The following is a 17,755-nucleotide window of genomic DNA, read 5'->3' as shown; positions in this document are numbered from 1 at the left end:
CCCTTACGCGTTGATCAACTGGTTACCAACAGGCAACTGCCGCAACCGCTTGCCCGTCGCCGCATAGATCGCGTTGGCGATCGCGGGCTGCGCGGCTGCCGTTCCCGGCTCGCCGATGCCGCCCGGCGCCTCGCTGCTCTTCACGATATGCACCTCAATGGTCGGCGCTTCGTTGATGCGCAGAATCCGGTAATCAGTGAAGTTGTTCTGCTGCACGCGGCCGCGATCGATCGTGATCTCGCTGTACAGCGCCGCCGTGATCGCGAAGATAATGCCGCCCTGGATCTGCGCTTCCACTGTGTTCGGGTTGACGACCATCCCGCAATCGACGGCGCACACCACGCGATTCACCCTCACCTCGCCCTGATCGACAGTGACGTCGGCCACCATCGAAAAGAAGCTGCCGAACGCATGCATCACCGACACCCCGCGCCCCTGGCCCTTCGGCAACGTGCCGTTGCCCCAGCCGGCCGCCTGCGTCGCGACGTTCAGCACATTCAGCGCGCGCGGCGATTTGCCGAGCAGGTCGCGCCGATACTTGACGGGATCGTTCTTCGTCTGCGCCGCGAGTTCGTCGATGAAACTCTCGACGACGAACGTGCCGCGCGTCGGACCTACGCCGCGCCAGAACGCAGTCGGTATCGCATGCGGCTCCTGACGCACATAATCGATAAGCTGATTGGGCAGGTCGTACGGCAGATCGGCAGCCACTTCGACGGCATCGGGATCGACGCCGTTCTTCACGGCCGGCGGCGCGAAACGCGCCAGAATCGACGAGCCGACAATGCGATGCTGCCACGCAATCGGCTTGCCGTTCGCGTCGAGCCCCGCCGAAATCTTGTCGTAGTAGTACGGGCGGTACATGTCGTGCTGGATGTCTTCCTCGCGCGTCCACGTCACCTTCACGGGCACGTTCAGCTGCTTTGCCACTTTCACTGCCTGCGTGACCATGTCGAATTCGAGCCTGCGTCCGAAGCCGCCGCCGAGCAGGAAGTTGTGAACGACGATCTTGTCCGGCGACAGCCCCGTCACCTTCGCGCCCGCATCGCGCGCCCGCGTCGGCACCTGCGTGCCGACCCAGATTTCGCAGCTATCGGGCTTCACGTGAACCGTACAGTTGACCGGCTCCATCGTTGCGTGCGCGAGAAACGGCTGCTGATACACCGCATCGATGCGTGTCTTCGCCTGCGAGAACGCGTTGTTCACGTCGCCGTCCTTGCGCGCGACCGCACCGTTGTTCTGCGACGCCTTCTCCATGTCGTCGACGATCGTCTTCATCGACACGGTTGCGCCCGCACCTTCGTTCCATGTGATCTTCAACGCCGACGCGCCGCGTTTCGCCGCCCACGTGTGATCGCCGATCACGGCAACGCCGTTGTCGATCTTCACGATCTGCCGCACGCCGGGCATCTTCTTCGCAACCGTATCGTCGACGCTCGCGAGCGTCCCGCCGAACACCGGGCAATTGACGATGACCGCGTAGACCATGTCGGGCAAGCGCACATCGAGGCCGAACACCGCGCTGCCGTCCACTTTCTCCGGCGAATCGAGACGCTTCGCCTGCGTGCCGATCAGCTTGAAATCTTTCGGATTCTTCAGCGGCACGTTCTGCGGCACGGGCAGCTTCGCGGCGGCATCGACGAGTTGGCCGTAGGCGACGCTGCGCTTCGTGTCTGCATGAATGACTTGACCGTTTTCCGCGTGGCACGACGCAGGATCGACCTGCCACTGCTGCGCGGCCGCGTTGATCAGCAGCACGCGCGTGGTCGCGCCCGCGCGTCGCATCGGTTCCCATGCATAGCGGATCGACGTCGAGCCGCCCGTCAGCTGGCCGCCGAGCAGCGGGTCCGTGAAGCGCGTTTCGTCGGGCGGCGCATGGTCGATCGTCACGCTGTCGAGCGGCACTTCGAGTTCTTCCGCAATCAGCATCGGGATCGACGTGTACACGCCTTGCCCCATCTCGACCTTCGGGATGATCAGCGTGACCTTGCCCGCCGTGTCGATCTGCACGAAAGCGTTCGGCGCGAGCACGCCGCTTTGCGGTGTCTCGACACCATCGCCGCCGATCACGGACTTGCGCACATCGCCCTGGCTTTGCGCAGGCATGCTGAAGCCGAGCATCAGGCCGCCGCCCGCCATCGCGGCGACACTCGCACTGAATTTCAGAAACGCACGGCGTGTGACTCGCGTGGCATCGTCGTCGCGCGGCTTGCCGTTTTGTGCATCGAGCAATCCTTGCGACATGTCATGCCTCCTTCGCTGCCTGCTTCACAGCAGCGCGGATGCGGTTGTACGTGCCGCAGCGGCAGATATTGCCCGCCATCGCCGCGTCGATATCGGCATCGCTCGGGTTCGGGTTCTGCGCGAGCAGCGAAGCCGCCTGCATCACCTGTCCGGACTGACAGTAGCCGCATTGCACGACGTCCAGGTGCCGCCACGCCGCCTGCACTTTCTTGCCCGCGGGCGTGTCGCCGACGGCTTCGATCGTCGTGATCTTCTTGTCGCCGACGGCCGCAATGGGCAGCACGCACGAGCGCACGGCAACGCCATCCAGATGCACGGTGCACGCGCCGCATTGCGCGATGCCGCAGCCGAATTTCGTTCCGGTGAGACCGACGATATCGCGCAGCACCCAGAGCACGGGCATGTCGGGCGGCGCGTCGATGGTATGAGACTGGCCGTTGATGTTCAGCGTTGCCATGAGCGTATCCGTAAGTGGGAGTTTTTGTTTATCCGCCGACGGCCAACAAAATCCGGTCGACAACCGCGCTTTGTTAGACGTGACGCGCTAATCGCACGAGGCCGACGAGTGCATACGCACTGCGTCGATCTGTTGCGCATGCACATTCAGGGATCGGGTCGACTGATTGTAGTGGGACGTAAAAAAACGTGCGTACGAAGTGCCGGCGGCCGTCCGGGACGATCGCGGACGGCGCACGCGTGCTGGCTGCAAGGAGGGGAAAGAAGCAACGCGGGTCACCGCGTTGCTTCTTCAGAGAACGCGCTCAATCGTTCAAAGGAAGGTAAGACGAGCGGACGGGTGACGGCGGGAACATGCTCGGGCCCGTCTGCTTCGTGAATGCATATCGCACGTAGACGGCCGCGACGAACTCGCGGTACTGATACGCGTTGCCGAACGACGCCGCCGCGCCCACGGCGAGTTGCGGCGCGAGCTGGTATTCGCCGACGGCATCGATCGAGTAGGACACGCCTGTCTTGCTTTGGCCAGGATAGACGGCGTCCGGATCGACGACCGTCGAGCCCGCTGCCGCGTTCGCCACCTTGGCGGCGTTGGCTGCCGCGCTTTGATAGGTACTGTTCGTCGGGAAGTAGTCGGACGCATCCTGACGATAATGCTGTACGCCGATCGACGCTTTCAGATCGTAGGTGAATGGACCGTTGCGACCCGTGTACTCGATCGGCAGATTCAGAATCGCATATTGCTGCGGGCTGAAATATCCGCCCTGGCCGAACGTGAAGTACGAGAGGTTCTTGTCATAGTGCATCAGCGTCGCATTGACGCCGACGGTCAGCGTCTGGTCCGCGTCTTTCACGAGCCGCGTATAGACGCCGCCACCGCCTTTCACGGCATTGTTCGACGCGACGTTACGGCCCGTCAGATAGTCCCATGACGCATTCGCATAAAGGCCATTCGTACCATCGTCCCAGCCGACGTCGCCACGCAACCCATTCGACGTCACGCCACCCCAGTCGAGGCCCGTCGCCGTATCGTGCGCGCCCGCGTAGGACACGAGACTGTCGGTGACCGCGCGGCGCGCGCCCGTCAGCTTGTACGACACCTTGTCGGTGATGCTGCCGCGATACTGCAGTCCACCCACGATGTTCTGCTCGCGGAAGCCCCACGGCGTCGCCCCGATATCGGCCTTCAGTCCGCGCCACTCATAGCCGACATCCGCGCCGACGCCGCTCGCCGTCTGCGAGCCGGGCAGCACCGTGCTGGTGCCGAAAGCCTGGGCCGAACCGAAACGCGACAGCGTACTCACGCTGTTGCTCGGCGTGCCCGCATCGAGCGTGACGGGCGTGACCTCGATGGTCACGTGACCGTCGCCCGCGCGGATGCGGCCTTGCACTGGCGCTTCGATATCGGTCAGGTTCGACAGGCCGTTTTCGCCGTCGCGATTGCGGAACTGGATGCCGCCGCTCACCGTGCTGGTCTGTTCGCGGTTGATCTGCGCGAGTTCTTCCTCGACGGTCAGCGGCTGCGGCTGCGCCGGCTGCGGATATTGCCGGTTCTGCTGGTCCTGCATCTGCGTGGTGCGCGTCGGATAAGGCGCGGGCGGTTGCGGGACGTAGGGCACGAGTCCGTAGCCCTGATTCGTATAGCCCTGCTGCGCATACGGCTGCTGCGGCGGTTGCGGCTGGTAAGGCTGCTGATACGCCTGCTGCGGGTACGGCTGCTGCGCGTAAGTGCGCTGCTGCGAATACGGCTGTTGTGGATACGGTTGCTGCGGATAAGCCTGTTGCTGCGGATAAGGTTGCGCGTAACCCTGTTGCGGAGCGCCGCCCTGCGAATAGCCGCCCTGCTGATAACCGCCGTTCTGCTGCGCATACGCCGCATTGTTGTTCGACGTACGCGCGTTCTTCGTCGTCCGCTTCTTCGAAGCCGGCTGCGTGTTCATTCCCTGTGTCGCCGCCTGCGCGGCGGCCTGCGACTGAGGCGACATCGGCCACGGTGTGCTGATGTCAGCCGGTTGCGCGTACACCGGTTGCTGATATTGCTGCGGATAAGGCTGCTGGTACGTTTGCGCCGGCAGCGCATACGTGTCCTGCTGCGCATAGCCCTGCGCCGGATACGCCTGTCCCGGCGCGAGCCCGCCGCCCGACTGCGACGAGCCATATTGATCGGGGCCGTAGCCGTCCGCGTCCGGCGTTCCGCTGCCCATCACCGCGGCTTGCGGCGCGAGCATTTCCAGCGAGTTGATCTGCGAGGCCGGCTGCGGCTGCGGCGCGACGTACGGCGCATACGGCGCGGTTACCGGCTGCGTCGGCGGAATATAGGCAGGCATGGCTGGCATCGGAGACGGTTGGGTCGTGAGACCGGTATTCTGCGCCGGGAACGGCACACTGTTCGACGCATCCGCCGACGCCCGGTTCGCAAAAGGATTCGTGCCAGGCAACGGAATCGGCCCTCTCGGGCGCAACGGCACATCCCAGCCGCGCGGCACAGGCTGACCATTGGCGCCCTCCGCCGTCGCGCCGGGACGCGCAAGCGGTGCGTTCTGCGCAATCAGCGCACGCTGGAAATACTGCGCGGCCAGACTGTTCCTGCCCTGCGCACGATACATGCGCCCCATCGCGGCGAGCGCATCCGGGTTGTTCGGCGCGATGCGCAACGCCTGCGTCAACGTCGATTCGGCGAAGTCGAACTTGCGGATCTGCGTCGCCGCACCCGCCGCGTTGAGCAACAAGCCCATGTCGGTCGGATTCTGTGCGAGCGCTAGGCGATACGTCGCGAGCGCATTCGCGTTGTCGTTGTTCGCGGTGTACAGACGCGCGAGCGCCGCCAGAATGTCGGGATCATTCGGCCGCGCGGCAAGCCACGGCGACAGCACGTCGTACGCGCTCGCCAGGTCGTTCGCCTGACGCAGCGCATCCGTGCGGCGCACGACGATCGCCACGTTGATCTTCTCGAAGTCGCTGCGCTGCTGGCCCGTCAGCTGCATCGATGCGAGCCGCCGCATCACCTCGCCCAGCTCGATGTCCTGGCCCGCGTTCAGCAGAATGCCCGCGTCGGAGAGCAGCAGCCCCGGATCGTTCGGCGCACGCGCGACGGCGCGGCGCACCATCATCAGCGCGCGCGGCGTGTCGCCCGTATTCACGTAGGCCGACGCGATCGCGCCGATCAGTTCGGCGTTCGTGCCTGCCACGGGTTCCGCGTTCTGCAGCAATCCGCGCGCCTGCGCGACGCGCCCGCTCTTCGCGAGCGCCACGGCTTCGTCGCACTGCTGATGAACCCACAGCCGATGCTGCAACACCGCCATCGCATCGGTGCGTTTGTTGAGCGGAATGCGTTCGAGTTGCGACAGACCGTAACGCCAGTCCTGCATATCCGCCGCGAGCAGCGCGCTCGCATAGAACGCGTCGGGCATGTCCGGATGCAGCGCGATCAGGCCATCCATGATGCTTTTCGCATTCGCATACGCGCCCTGCTTCGCGTAGATGCGCGCGAGGTCGAGCCTCAGCCATGGATCGTCGGGATTGCTCAGCAGCGCGTCTTCGAACAGGCTGCGCGCATTGCCGAGATCGCCGCGCGCTTCGGCGGCACGCGCCTGCGCCGCTTGCGCCTCGCCGCGCAGACGGTCCGCGCCGCCCACTTTCTTGCGCTGCTCGTCCGTCAACTGGTTCGCGAAGCTGAGCGCCTCGTCGCCGCGTCCCTGCGCGGCGAGCGCGCCGACGAGGCCACGGATCGCATCGGGATTGTCGGCCTGGCGGCGCAACGCCATGCGGAACGCCGCTTCCGCGCCGCGCGGGTCGCCGCTTTGCATCAGCAGATCGCCGAGCGCGCTTTGTGCCGTGACGTCGCCGGGACTCACGGCAATCGCTTTCTCGAACGACGCCTTCGCTTGCGCGAGATTGCCGTTGCTCTGCTCGCCGAGACCTTCGCTCGTGTACATCCAGTAGGTCGCGCTATTGAGCGCCTCGCGCCAGCGCGCCGCGCCGCCTGCCTGCGATGCGCGCAGCAGGTACTCGCGCGCCTGCGCGAATTGCTCCTGCTTGAGCAGCGCAACGCCCATGCCGCCGAGCGCGTCGCCATCGTTCGGCGCACTGGCGAGCACCGACGTGAAGCGCGCCTTCGCCGTCACGAGGTCGCCGCGATCGAGCGCCGCGAAGCCTTCGGCGATCGTGCGGCCGCGCGCGTCGGCGCCCGCGTTCTGTTGCGCGCGCTCGCTGGCGCGCCGGTCTTGTTCCGCAATCGAATCGGCGCGTGCCTTGACGGCGGCATCGTCGGGGACGGCAGACAGATACGCCTGAAAGAGCGGTGCGTCGGATGCGCGCACGCCGAGCCACAACAGCGCCTGGCGCCAGGCCGCCTTCGCCTGCGCGCCGACCACGGAATCCTTCGATAACTGCGCAAGCTGCGCGATGCCCTCGCGCCGATTCGCTTCGCGATAGGTCAGATGCTGCGCATAGGCGAGCGCGAAGCGCGGATCGTCGGGATGCTCGCGCGCCAGTTGCTCGAGCCCGCGACGAGCCTCTTCCCAGCCTTGCGGCGACGAACCGAGCGTCTGGTAGTACTCCAATGCGAGCTGCGGATTGGCCGGCTTCGAGCCGAGCGCCTGACGGTACGCCTGCGCCGCCGATGCCTGCTGCCCGGCCTGGGCGAGACGCCGCGCGTCGTTGACGGCCTGGTCGGTCGGGCTCGATTGACCGAGACGCCGCGCGAGTTCGTCGATGTTCGGATAGTTCGGCGCGGCCTGGCGCAAGCGCGCGAGATACTGCTGCGCACCCGCGCCGTCCTTGCGGTCGGACATCACGATGCCCATTCCGTACAGCGCGTCGGGCTGCTTCGGATCGATGCGCAAGACCTTCAGCCACGCCTGCTCGGCGAGATCGCCGCGCTTGTGCGACTGCCAATACTTGCCCTGATCAATCAGGACGCTCATCGGATCGTTCGGCTGCGCCTGCGCGAATGCCGACGCCGCCGCGCCCGCGCCGAGCGTGAGCGCGACGCCGATTACGAGCGCGCGTTGGCGGATTGGCATGAGTTCTCCCAACGGGGCACGAGACGGCCGTTTTCATCGAAGCGGTAGCGGCCGTCTGCGGACCCTGTACCGAAGAGCATCAACACCTCGTCGTAATAGACAGGCTGGTTTTGAGTGGCCTGGCCTGCGCCCAGTGCGGGTGTAGGTGTAGGCGTGGCCAGCGACGCCAGATGCGTTTGCGCGAGGCCCGCTGCGCGCGTGTCGCCGAGCGCGCGGAAATACGGCAGCAGCGCGCCCCAGAAACCGATCGGGCCTTCGCCGCTCGCGTTGCCCGTGGTCGTCGCGACTTTCTCGGGCGGCACGCCCGTCTGCGCGATCCTGTCGCGCATGCCGTGCAATGCGGCGAGCCACGGCTTCGCGAGGGGATCGGCGGGTGCAGTCAGCCCTGCCCACAGATAGACGCGGATCGCATCGTAGCTGCCCACGTCGCCCTTTTGCGGATCGACGATGAACTGCCCGTCACGCTGGCCGTCACGATAAGCCGCCCAGTCCGGCGCGAAGCCGAGCGGCGCAGTCGTCTTGATGAGCTTGAACGCATTGTCCGCGACGCGCGCCCACGGTCCGTTCGGCGATTGCGCGGCGAGCGCGCGCAGCAGTGGCAACGGCAGATAACTCGGATTCAGCCGCGTCGTGCCGCCGTTGCGGAAGCCCTGCGGACCAGGCAGCAGCATCGGTCCGAGGCCGCGCAGATCGGCGACTTCCTGCTTCTCGATCTGCGTGACGAGCGCATAGGCGAGCTTCGTGTACGCCGGCTCATGCCACAGACGCCCCGCCTCGAACAGATCGTAGGCGATCCACAAGTCCGAGTCCGCCGCCGAGTTCGGGTCGAGCACGCCATACGCGCCATCCGGCTTCTTGCCCCACTGCCACGAAGGCAGCTTCACGTCGTCCCCGTCGAAACGTCCCGCCGATAAATTCGCGCGCGTCCAGCGCAACACGCGCTCGAAGGTCGCGCGGTCGTTCGCGACGAGCGCGAAGAACATGCCGTACGACTGGCCTTCGGACGTGGTCTGCTGCGTGGGCGTCGAAAAATCGACGACGCGTCCGTCCTGCTGCACGAAGCGCGACACGAACGCGCGATACGCTGACCAGTCGTCGCACGTCGCGGCGTGCGCGTGCCCCGTGATGCCAACCATGACACCCGCGCACGCGAGCACGGCGTGCAACGGGCGTGAGAAAAACGACGCCCGCATGTCAGTCCTTCAGCCGGCGCGCAGCGACCGCGCGCAACAGCCGGTAAAACACGGCAGCGATGATCAACGCCGCGATCAGCCCGGAGAGCAGCAACAGCAGCGGATGCACGGACAACGCCCAGCGCATGTACTCGATGGGCGACAGATGGCCGACGTAATACACGTCGCCGTTCGACACCACTTCGAGCGTTCTGCCGCGCACCACGGTCAAACCGCCCTGGATCGACTGGACGAGATCGGCGTCGAGCATCGCGTTGGTGAGATCGGTTTCCGACTGCCCGGGCGCCGAGATCAGCGCGACCACGCTACGGCCTTTTTCGAGCGGCGACTGGAAGCCGGTGATGATCGCGTCGCCCGACGAATTCACCAGCGACAGATCCGCGCGCCCCGCCGTACGTACGCCGCCCCGATCGCCGTGCCACCAGTTGGCGATGCGGAACGACACGTTCGAGAACTGCATGCGGCGCGAGTCGTCGGCGGTGGAGAACGGCATGTCCTTTTCCCATGTCGCCAGCAAAGGCTGCTGGCCGGGCGCGCCGATCATGAGCAGGTCCTTGTCGGCGAGACGCTGTACGTCGGCGGCCGTCGCGACGGTCACGGCTGTGACGGGATACGCCGTCGACGCGCCCATACGGCCCATCACCGTCAGATACAGGCTGTAGTCGCTCGGGTTCGCGTTGACGGGCAGGATCACGGCCGTCTGCGACAGGTCGGCGAGCTTCGTGAACGGCCAGCCGCTGTTCGCGAACGCGGCCAGATCGGGCAGCGCCATGTAGTGCGGGAACGATGACAGATCGATGGTCGAATCGGGATCGATCTCGCCGCGCACGTTGTCGAGCACCTGCCCCTGGCATTCGCCCGTCTTCGGCATGTCGTAGTAGAAGTGGAAGCGCAACTGCGCCTGCGACGCAAGCAGATGCGGCGGAATGTAGATCTCTTTCGACGCGGGCGCCGTGTGATCCGGCAGCATCCGGTTCAGATAGCGGCCGAGATCGAGCATCGACGACGACTGCGCGGGAATGCGCAACGCCTGCACGAAGTTGTTGTTGACGCTGATGTTGAGCGTCGAACGGTCCGGCGCGGGGCGCACGGTGAAGCGATAGCGCAGGTCGATAGGCACGCCCTTGGTGCGCCACGTGAACAGATCGGGCGCGACGCGCAGATCCACGCGCACGACGTCGCCGTTATAGCCGCGCACGGACAGATCCTTCGGCACGGCCAGTTCGCCGAAGCGCACGGGGCGATCGGTCGGCAGCCAGCCTGGCGCGTCGTACGGCTGACGCGCGCGCGGCGCGTCGACGTGCGTGATGGTCTGCACCGTGCCCGACAGCGCCGCCTCGCCGAGCGACAGCGCGTTCGCGGCGATCTTCAGCTCGCGCGCATCGCGGCCCAGCACGAGCAGCAGCTTGCCGTGCGCGGGCGCTTCGCGATCGACGACGGCAAGCATCGGGCCGTCGATGGTGGGCAGCGTGACGCCCACGGGCCGTTCGTCGTTGGTCGCGAACACAACGGCATTGCCCGACAGCGGCGCGTTGTCGAGTTGCGCGGGAAACAGCGCGCCGCGATAGCCAGCCAGCGAGCCGAACCACGACGCGACCGCGCCCGCCGCTTCGAGCGCTTGCGGCGACGGCTTCGCGGCGAATACGAATGGCAACTCCAGGCGGCGGATGTCACGCCGGTCGAAGAAAGGCAGCGGCAGTGCGCCGAGATCCGGCTTGGCTGCAAGCGACGCGAACGTGAGATCGAGCGTGCTCGCGTTGCTGACGGTCGCCCATAGCGCGCTGCTCGCCGGATCTTCACAGCCCTGCGTGTAATGGCCGATCAACTGGACGTTCAGGTGATTGAACTCGGTGATCAGGCGCGGTTCGAGCGGAATGTCACGCGCGAGCAGCGTGCCCGCCTGCTCGCGCGGCAACGGCAGCGTCGCGGCGACTTCGCCGTTCACGAGCACTTTCAGATGCGACAGGTTCGACAGCAGCGACGGCGAATAGCTATAGATCAGATGCAGGTTCGCGCCCGTCACGACTTCATCGGCGCGTACCGAGAACGGCACGCCGTTCTGGCCGTCGACGCCGCGCAGTTGCAGCGGATCGAGCGCGCCCAGCTGCGCGAACGTGAAGGTCTGACGGCGTCCACCCGATACGGCCGTGCCGTTGTCGGCCGTGGTCGGCATCGTGTCGCGGCCGCCGCGCACGACAGCGAAGGGTTGCGGCGCCGGCTCGGCGAATGCGGGCTGTTGCCCCGCGCGCGGATCGACGGGCTTCGCGGACGGCAGCGGCGGCAAGCTGTTGCTGGCGGGCGCGGACGGCACGAGCGGCGTGGTGCTGGGCGTCGTTCCCGGCTTCGCCGCGAGTTCGGCGCGCGTGGCGGGAATCGCACCCGGTGAGGCGACTGGCGCGGCATCAGATGCTGCCTGCGCGGTCGGCAGCGTCATGGCAAACAGTAGCGCCGTCAGCGCCGCGCGCAGCGGCAAGCGCATGCCGTTGCGCGTCATCGAACGCACGGTTTGACGCAAAACCGCCCGCTTCGCCGCTGAACGAGCGGCGTCGTATCGCAAGATCCCCATGCGTTATTTTCCATTCTTCGTGTCGTTTACTGCCGTCTTGCGTCTACCGCTCCATGTGCGCAGGTCGGCGTACAGATGTTCGAACAGCCCGCCGATACCGCCGACGCCAACCCGCATCACGTGCGACAGGCTTCTGAGCGGCGTGTCGACTTCGCGTCCTTCCGCCCAGCCGGTCCAGGCGTCGGCGCGCGCGAACGTGCTCTGCACGAAGTCGAGTTCCTGCTCGCGCGTCATCGGCGCGAACTTCAGGCCGACGCGGCCCGGTACCGAATACGTGACGTCGGCGGGAAACACGAACTCTTCGTGGCCGCGAAACAGCGACACGACCACGCTCTCGTGCAACGGCACCTGGATCGCGGCAGGCAGTTGCAGCGCGACGCCGCCTTCCGCGTAATCGACGGTTTCGCACACCAGCGTGCGGCCCGTCGAAAAGCGCAGCGATGCCGGAATGCGCATCGCCACGCGATGCGTCGAGCGCACCTGGCGCTGCTCGCGCGCCGCCGCGACGCTCGCGCCGAGGATCAGCATGTTGTAGCCCGTCCACGCGAGGTTCAGCACCGTCGTCTGCACTTCACTGTGCGAACTGGAATTGAGCGCGATATGCACGCAGCCGGCGATAAAGCCGAGCAGGTTCAGCGCCAGCAGAATCAGGTATGGGCGCGAAATGCCCCAGTCGAAGTATTGCTCGTCGATGCGGCCGCCCTTCGCCGTCACGTTGAACTTGCCGAGCTTCGGGTTGATCAGCGCGAGCAGCGTCGGCGCCGTGATGTACGACGCGAGCACCGATTCATAGACTTCGGACCAGAACGAGTGGCGGAACTTCTGCTGCATCCGCGAGTTCGTGATGTTCGCGTGGAACATGTGCGGCAGCGCGAAGATCGCGATCGTGCCCGCCGCCGCCTGGATGATGTGCGCGTTGAAGAACAAAAACGAGAGCGGCGCGGTGAGGAACACCAGACGCGGGATGCCGTAGAAGAAGTGCATCATCGCGTTCAGATAGCACAGCCGCTGGCCGAACGACAGGCCACGTCCCGTCAGTGGATTGTCGATGCGGAAAATCTGCGTCATGCCGCGCGCCCAGCGGATACGCTGGCCGATGTGGCCGCCGAGACTTTCCGTCGCGAGACCCGCTGCCTGCGGGATCGACAGATACGCGGTCGTGTAGCCGCGGCGGTGCAGCTTGAGCGCCGTGTGCGCATCTTCCGTCACGGTCTCGACAGCGATGCCGCCGATCTCCTCCACCATCGTGCGGCGCAAGAGCGCGCACGAGCCGCAGAAGAACGTTGCGTTCCACAGGTCGTTGCCGTCCTGCACGAGACCGTAGAACAGCTCGCCTTCGTTCGGCACCTTGCGGAACGTGCCGAGGTTCTTCTCGAACGGATCGGCGGAGAAGAAATGGTGCGGCGTCTGCAGCATCGACAGTTTCTTGTCGCGCAGGAACCAGCCTAAGCCCACTTGCAGGAACGAGCGTGTGGGGATGTGATCGCAGTCGAAGATCGCGAAGTATTCGCCGTCGGTGATCTTCAATGCCTCATTGATGTTGCCCGCCTTCGCGTGGCGATTGTGCGAGCGGATCGTCCACGCGACGCCCACTTCCTCACAAAACGCCTTGAACTCGGGGCGGCGACCGTCGTCGAGCACGTGAATGGACAGTTTGTCTTTCGGATAGTCGAGCGCGATCGCCGCGTAGATGGTCGGCTTCACCACCGACAACGGCTCGTTATAAGTGGGAATGAAAATATCGACGGTCGGCCAGGCGCTGCGATGCACAGGCAGCGGCATCGGCTTGCGCCTGAGCGGCCACGCGGTCTGGAAGTATCCGAGCATCAGCACGAGCGCCGCATACACTTCCGCCGACACCAGCAGCAGACCCCATACGGCGTCAAGCGGCCGTTCCCAGTATGTCGTCTCCGTCAGACGCCAGTACATATAGCGGCCAGTCGCGATCACCGACAGCATGATCATCACGAGCGTCGCGTAGTGTCCTTGCGCGCGGCGAAACAGCAGCGCGCAGACGAAGCAGCAGATCGCAAAGGTGAGTTGCTCGCCGAACGCGAGCGGCACCGTGAACACGAAGAACAGCGCCGCCAGCGCGAACAGTACGAGCAGGATCGTAACGGGCTTGCTGCCCAGAATGCGTCCGTCGATCAGATGCGAGGCAAGGCGATCGAAACGCGAGCGGCGCGGCGCCGCGTTGTCGGCGGCGTCGAGAATGTCTTCGGGTGCGGTGCTCATGCGACGTTCCTCGGCAGCCGGGCCTGGCCGTTCAGGCGCGTGCCCAGCCAGTCGCTGCATGCGCGCAGATCGGCGGCCGCCTGGCTGTGCGGATCGTAGTGGATCACGGTCGTGTCGTACGCAAGCGATTCGCTCACGCCCTGGTCGAGATGGATCACGCCGGGGAACAGATGATCGTCGAGCGCATCGCGCAACACCTTGACGACGTCTTTCGTGAGACTGCGGCTCTGGTCGACCTGGTTGATCACGTAGCCATAGCCGATGAAGTCCTGACGCGGCAACGCGTAAGTCTGGATCAGCCGCTCCATCTGCGGAATCGCCGCATAGGAAGCGGCATCCGCGATCACGACGTTCAGCACGAAGTCCGCGGCGACCAGCGCGGCACGCGTGTAGGCGGTCGCGCCCGGTGGCGTGTCGATCAGCACGATGTCGTCGGCATCGAGCGCGAGCGCTTCGAGCGATACGCGGATCAGATACGGATCGGCGTCGATCTGCGCTTCGAACACGCGCCTGTCGTCTTCGTTCAGTGCGCCATGCGGCAGCGCCGTAATGCCGTCGATGCCGTCGAACATCACCGTGCGCCACGATGCGCCCGCGAGGGTCGCGCGGGAGACGCCGTCATAGTTGTCGATGGGAATGCCGAAGTGCAGACGCAGCGCGTTTTGCGGATCGAAGTCGACGGCGATCACACGACGTCCGTTCGAGCCCAGCACCGAGGCGAGATTCGCGGCGAGCGTCGTCTTGCCGACACCGCCCTTAGCCGAAACAACCGAAACGACTCTCATGCGCCACCATCCGCCTTGAAGCGCGATCTGAAGGTGTCGCGCAGTGAACGGCCAGGCGCCGCCGATCCATGCGACAGCCGGGCGAAGAGCGACGACAGGTCTTTCGACGGTGCTTTGGCGGACGCCTCTGGCTGCGAAGATTTCGTGCCGCCGAACAGCCCCGAGAGGATCGAACCGCCCTGCTGCTGTACGGTCGCCGGCGGCCTGGCCCGCGCGGCTTCCACGGCGGGATTCTCAAATGGGGAACAAGCAAACGTTTGGCCGTGTGCAAAAAAAGGGGCGGCCTGAACGGGTTGTGCTTCGCGCTGCGGCGCGGCATCGCGCGACGCCGGCGAAGCCGGGGGCGTTGCAGGCGCTGCGGCAACCGTCGATGCAGGCGGGATGGACGCGGGTGTTTGAGCAGCAGGCGCGGCCGACATGCTCGGCGCATTGGCTGCGGCATGCGTGCGATCCGCAGCAGCCGCGACGGTGGGCGGCGGGCTGAAGCGATTTGCGCCCACTTGCGCGGGCGCGACGGGCGGCGGCATCGACGCGTGGCGATGGCCGCGCGCGAACAGCGGCGGGCGCGCCGGTCCAGTGGATTCGGAGCCGGCGGGCGTAGCGACCGTGTCTGCCTGTTGCGCCGCGAGTGGGCGCGACGCCTGTGGCGCCGGCTCGACGCGTGCCGCCGGCGACGCGGGACGGCCCGCGTCCGGCAAGGGCTGGGTGTGCGCGATGTCGAGCGCGTTCAGCAATGGCCAGCGCAGCGCGGCATGCTTCGCGTCGTCGTCACGCGTCACCTCCTGATATTGCCCGGCGTCGCCACCGAAGCGCCGGAACAGATTACCGACGTCGTCTGAAACGCTCATGATGTTTCCTCTGCTTGTCCTGCGCATTCCTTTACTGCGACAGCGCTAGCTGTCCGTCCACTGTTTCACTATTTGGTTAACGTCGTCGTTGGGGTCAAGTTTAGTCAGGGCGCTTTCAACAGTCTGAATTCGTATGTGTGCGCTTCGGCGCTTTGATATTCCTGTAGTGCCAGCGAGCCTGCGCCCAGTTCGTGCAGCCAGTGCTGATACGCGCCTTCGAGAAAAGCGGAAGCCCACGGTGCGGCCCGTTCGCCGAATGCGGCAAGCGGCGCGCAGCAATGTTCGATGGACAGATAGTCGTCCCGCTCTGCAAGACGAACGAAACCCCAGTCGAGTGCGGACCAGATGCTGTTGAGAAACGCAGCGAGGTCGTCCAGCGTCGTGCACTCGCCCGCCGGGTGCTTTGCAGCAAAGCGTGCGCCGATGCGGGACATCAGCATGCGCAACTGTGATGTATCAATCTGCGTCTCGAACTCTTCGGCGAGTGCGGTCAGAAAGCCGCGCCATTGCACGGAAGTCTGATGTCGCGTGTAATAGTCGAGCAAGGTGGCCGTGTGTTCGTCTTGCATGTCCGAGAGGTTGATGACAGGTGCGTAGGGTTTGCCCGGAAGGCACTGCTTCCAGTATCGGACACCGTCATGCAGAGAGATTGCTATGTTCAGCGAATCGTCATAATGGGCGTCGCCAGCATAGCATCGTTCAGTTGCCTATAAAAAAGCAACCGGCATGGTTTCTGATGTGGAAGGCAGACGACGAAACGATTATTTTGCGCTTGCTCTTTCGTTTCGGCTCTGGGTAGTTCATTGAAATGTTTCATTCGAAATGCGCATTTTCTTCCATCTCATACATGCAAGCCAGCTTCACGTATCTTTCAATGCATTACTGCTTCCGGAGTCAAACGATGAAGATCAACGACGAGCGCGCCATTCAGTTTCTTGGCGAGATTCGCAAGCCGCTACTCGTGCTGCATAAGACGATCCTCGATCACGAGCGCGCCTTGTATGAGAAGGAGTTTGGCACTGTCACGCCTGCCGCGTTCCTGCAGGTACTGATCAATGGATCGGGCTTTCGCTGGCTCAATCCGTTGTCGGTGATGATCGCGAATGTCGACGAGATTCTCGATGACGATGAAGCAACCAGTGCCGATCGTATTGGCGCGGTTGAATCTGTTGTCGGTCTTTTCTCGGAAGACTTACCAGGCAATATTTTCCTGCCGCGTTATCGGCAAATTTTGCAGAATAGTCCCGACATTTTGCATGCGCACGGACAAATCGCGCCGATATTGAAATCGCTTGAAGCGGGTTGATTAATCGACTCGTTTGTTTCGCATTTGAGTCGATGTATGAGAAACGGAAACCGGCATCGGCTCCTGCATTCCCTCACCTTTGCATAGTCGGCTTCAGGTGCGATGAAATGCGACATGCAGTGCGCCTGGATGACTTCCGGCATATTGCAGAGTCGCCCAGGTGAGATTCTGCGGGAGCACAGAATACGCTGCAGCGCACGCCTGGCCTTATCGACTCAAAAACGAGCCACACTCGCAAGCATGTCGAACGGAGTTGAACACGCATGACACACTGGACGCTCGATCAACAGTTCACGTATCGTGATCAATCCGTTCGTTATCGGGTCTTCGGCGATGGGCCGCCCATCGTGCTGATACATGGCACGCCGTTTTCATCATGGGTATGGCACCGGATCGCGCCGTATCTCGCACATGACCGCAAGGTTCATGTGTACGACCTGCTCGGTTATGGACAATCGGAGAAGCGCGAAGGCGGGGATGTGTCGCTCGGCGTGCAGAACGGCTTGCTTGCTGCACTGCTGGAACATTGGGGACTCGATGCGCCCGATGTCGTCGCTCATGACTTCGGCGGGGCGACGGCATTGCGCGCGCATCTGATCGACGGTTGCGACTATAGAAGCCTCACGCTGATCGATCCCGTCGCGGTCGCGCCGTGGGGTTCGCCGTTCGTGCGGCATGTGCGCGAGCATGCGGCGGCTTTTGCCGGTCTGCCCGCGTATATCCATGAAGCCGTCGTCAACGCGTACATACGCGGCGCGGTCGCAAGGACCCTCACCGACGACGAGCTTGCGCCCTACGTCACGCCGTGGCTCGGCGACGTGGGACAGCCGGCGTTCTACCGACAGATCGCGCAGATGGACCAGCGCTACACCGACGAGGTCGAAGCGCGCTATCCGCAGATACGCTGCCGCACGCAGATTCTGTGGGGCGAAGACGATCAGTGGATTCCCATCGAACGCGGGCGGCATCTGGCCCGCATGATCCCGGACGCGCGTTTTCAGCCCGTGCAGAACGCCGGACATCTGATGCAGGAAGACGCGCCAGAAGCGATCGTCGCCGCCGTGTTGCGGTGGATAGACTGAGCGTCAGCGGGTTAGG

At 64.6% G+C, this 17,755-nt stretch carries 11 protein-coding genes; 2 read left to right on the top strand and 9 right to left on the bottom strand.

Annotation, left to right across the window (positions count from 1 at the left end; genetic code table 11):
- Positions 1-3: 3 nt before the first annotated feature.
- From H1204_RS20110 to bcsD, 9 genes are all read right to left on the bottom strand, one after another.
- On the bottom strand, positions 4-2,244 hold the full coding sequence (locus H1204_RS20110; RefSeq protein ID WP_180732413.1) for a xanthine dehydrogenase family protein molybdopterin-binding subunit: 2,241 nt from the start codon (positions 2,242-2,244) through the stop codon (positions 4-6).
- A 1-nt stretch (position 2,245) separates the two neighbouring features.
- The gene (locus tag H1204_RS20105; RefSeq protein ID WP_180732412.1) at positions 2,246-2,701 is read right to left on the bottom strand and encodes a (2Fe-2S)-binding protein; all 456 of its coding nucleotides are present in this window, start codon (positions 2,699-2,701) and stop codon (positions 2,246-2,248) included.
- A 304-nt stretch (positions 2,702-3,005) separates the two neighbouring features.
- Entirely contained in the window at positions 3,006-7,724 is a 4,719-nt protein-coding gene (locus H1204_RS20100; protein WP_180732411.1) for a cellulose synthase subunit BcsC-related outer membrane protein, read from the bottom strand.
- Complete coding sequence (gene bcsZ, locus H1204_RS20095; RefSeq protein ID WP_243468774.1) at positions 7,697-8,860, bottom strand: cellulose synthase complex periplasmic endoglucanase BcsZ; 1,164 nt, start codon at positions 8,858-8,860, stop codon at positions 7,697-7,699. The genes H1204_RS20100 and bcsZ overlap by 28 nt, the downstream gene beginning before the upstream one ends.
- 58 nt (positions 8,861-8,918) lie before the next feature.
- Positions 8,919-11,483: a cellulose biosynthesis cyclic di-GMP-binding regulatory protein BcsB gene (bcsB, locus tag H1204_RS20090; RefSeq protein WP_180732409.1), complete on the bottom strand. Its 2,565-nt coding sequence runs from the start codon at positions 11,481-11,483 to the stop codon at positions 8,919-8,921.
- 3 nt (positions 11,484-11,486) lie between these two features.
- Positions 11,487-13,718, bottom strand: a complete 2,232-nt coding sequence (gene bcsA, locus H1204_RS20085; RefSeq protein WP_180732408.1) for a UDP-forming cellulose synthase catalytic subunit — start codon at positions 13,716-13,718, stop codon at positions 11,487-11,489.
- Complete coding sequence (gene bcsQ / locus H1204_RS20080) at positions 13,715-14,503, bottom strand: cellulose biosynthesis protein BcsQ (protein WP_180732407.1); 789 nt, start codon at positions 14,501-14,503, stop codon at positions 13,715-13,717. The genes bcsA and bcsQ overlap by 4 nt, the downstream gene beginning before the upstream one ends.
- Positions 14,500-15,351, bottom strand: coding sequence for a cellulose biosynthesis protein BcsP (bcsP, locus tag H1204_RS20075; protein WP_180732406.1), 852 nt, complete (start codon positions 15,349-15,351; stop codon positions 14,500-14,502). The genes bcsQ and bcsP overlap by 4 nt, the downstream gene beginning before the upstream one ends.
- Positions 15,352-15,455: 104 nt before the next feature.
- Positions 15,456-15,920, bottom strand: coding sequence for a cellulose biosynthesis protein BcsD (gene bcsD, locus H1204_RS20070; RefSeq protein WP_180732405.1), 465 nt, complete (start codon positions 15,918-15,920; stop codon positions 15,456-15,458).
- A 338-nt stretch (positions 15,921-16,258) separates the two neighbouring features.
- Between bcsD and H1204_RS20065 the strand changes: the two genes are divergently transcribed.
- The gene (locus tag H1204_RS20065; RefSeq protein WP_180733241.1) at positions 16,259-16,657 is read left to right on the top strand and encodes a hypothetical protein; all 399 of its coding nucleotides are present in this window, start codon (positions 16,259-16,261) and stop codon (positions 16,655-16,657) included.
- A 263-nt stretch (positions 16,658-16,920) separates the two neighbouring features.
- Positions 16,921-17,739: an alpha/beta hydrolase gene (locus H1204_RS20060; protein WP_180732404.1), complete on the top strand. Its 819-nt coding sequence runs from the start codon at positions 16,921-16,923 to the stop codon at positions 17,737-17,739.
- Positions 17,740-17,755 lie beyond the last annotated feature (16 nt).

Origin of the sequence: Paraburkholderia sp. PGU19, assembly GCF_013426915.1 — a bacterium.
Classification (GTDB): Bacteria; Pseudomonadota; Gammaproteobacteria; order Burkholderiales; family Burkholderiaceae; genus Paraburkholderia.
This window is presented reverse-complemented; position numbering and strand designations above follow the sequence as displayed.

Bases quoted from the DNA above. Each gene is read 5' to 3' on its own strand.
- H1204_RS20110 (WP_180732413.1), bottom strand. From the start codon at position 2,244: ATGTCGCAAGGATTGCTCGATGCACAAAACGGCAAGCCGCGCGACGAC.
- H1204_RS20105 (WP_180732412.1), bottom strand. From the start codon at position 2,701: ATGGCAACGCTGAACATCAACGGCCAGTCTCATACCATCGACGCGCCG.
- H1204_RS20100 (WP_180732411.1), bottom strand. From the start codon at position 7,724: ATGCCAATCCGCCAACGCGCGCTCGTAATCGGCGTCGCGCTCACGCTC.
- bcsZ (WP_243468774.1), bottom strand. From the start codon at position 8,860: ATGGTTGGCATCACGGGGCACGCGCACGCCGCGACGTGCGACGACTGG.
- bcsB (WP_180732409.1), bottom strand. From the start codon at position 11,483: ATGGGGATCTTGCGATACGACGCCGCTCGTTCAGCGGCGAAGCGGGCG.
- bcsA (WP_180732408.1), bottom strand. From the start codon at position 13,718: ATGAGCACCGCACCCGAAGACATTCTCGACGCCGCCGACAACGCGGCG.
- bcsQ (WP_180732407.1), bottom strand. From the start codon at position 14,503: ATGAGAGTCGTTTCGGTTGTTTCGGCTAAGGGCGGTGTCGGCAAGACG.
- bcsP (WP_180732406.1), bottom strand. From the start codon at position 15,351: ATGAGCGTTTCAGACGACGTCGGTAATCTGTTCCGGCGCTTCGGTGGC.
- bcsD (WP_180732405.1), bottom strand. From the start codon at position 15,920: ATGCAAGACGAACACACGGCCACCTTGCTCGACTATTACACGCGACAT.
- H1204_RS20060 (WP_180732404.1), top strand. From the start codon at position 16,921: ATGACACACTGGACGCTCGATCAACAGTTCACGTATCGTGATCAATCC.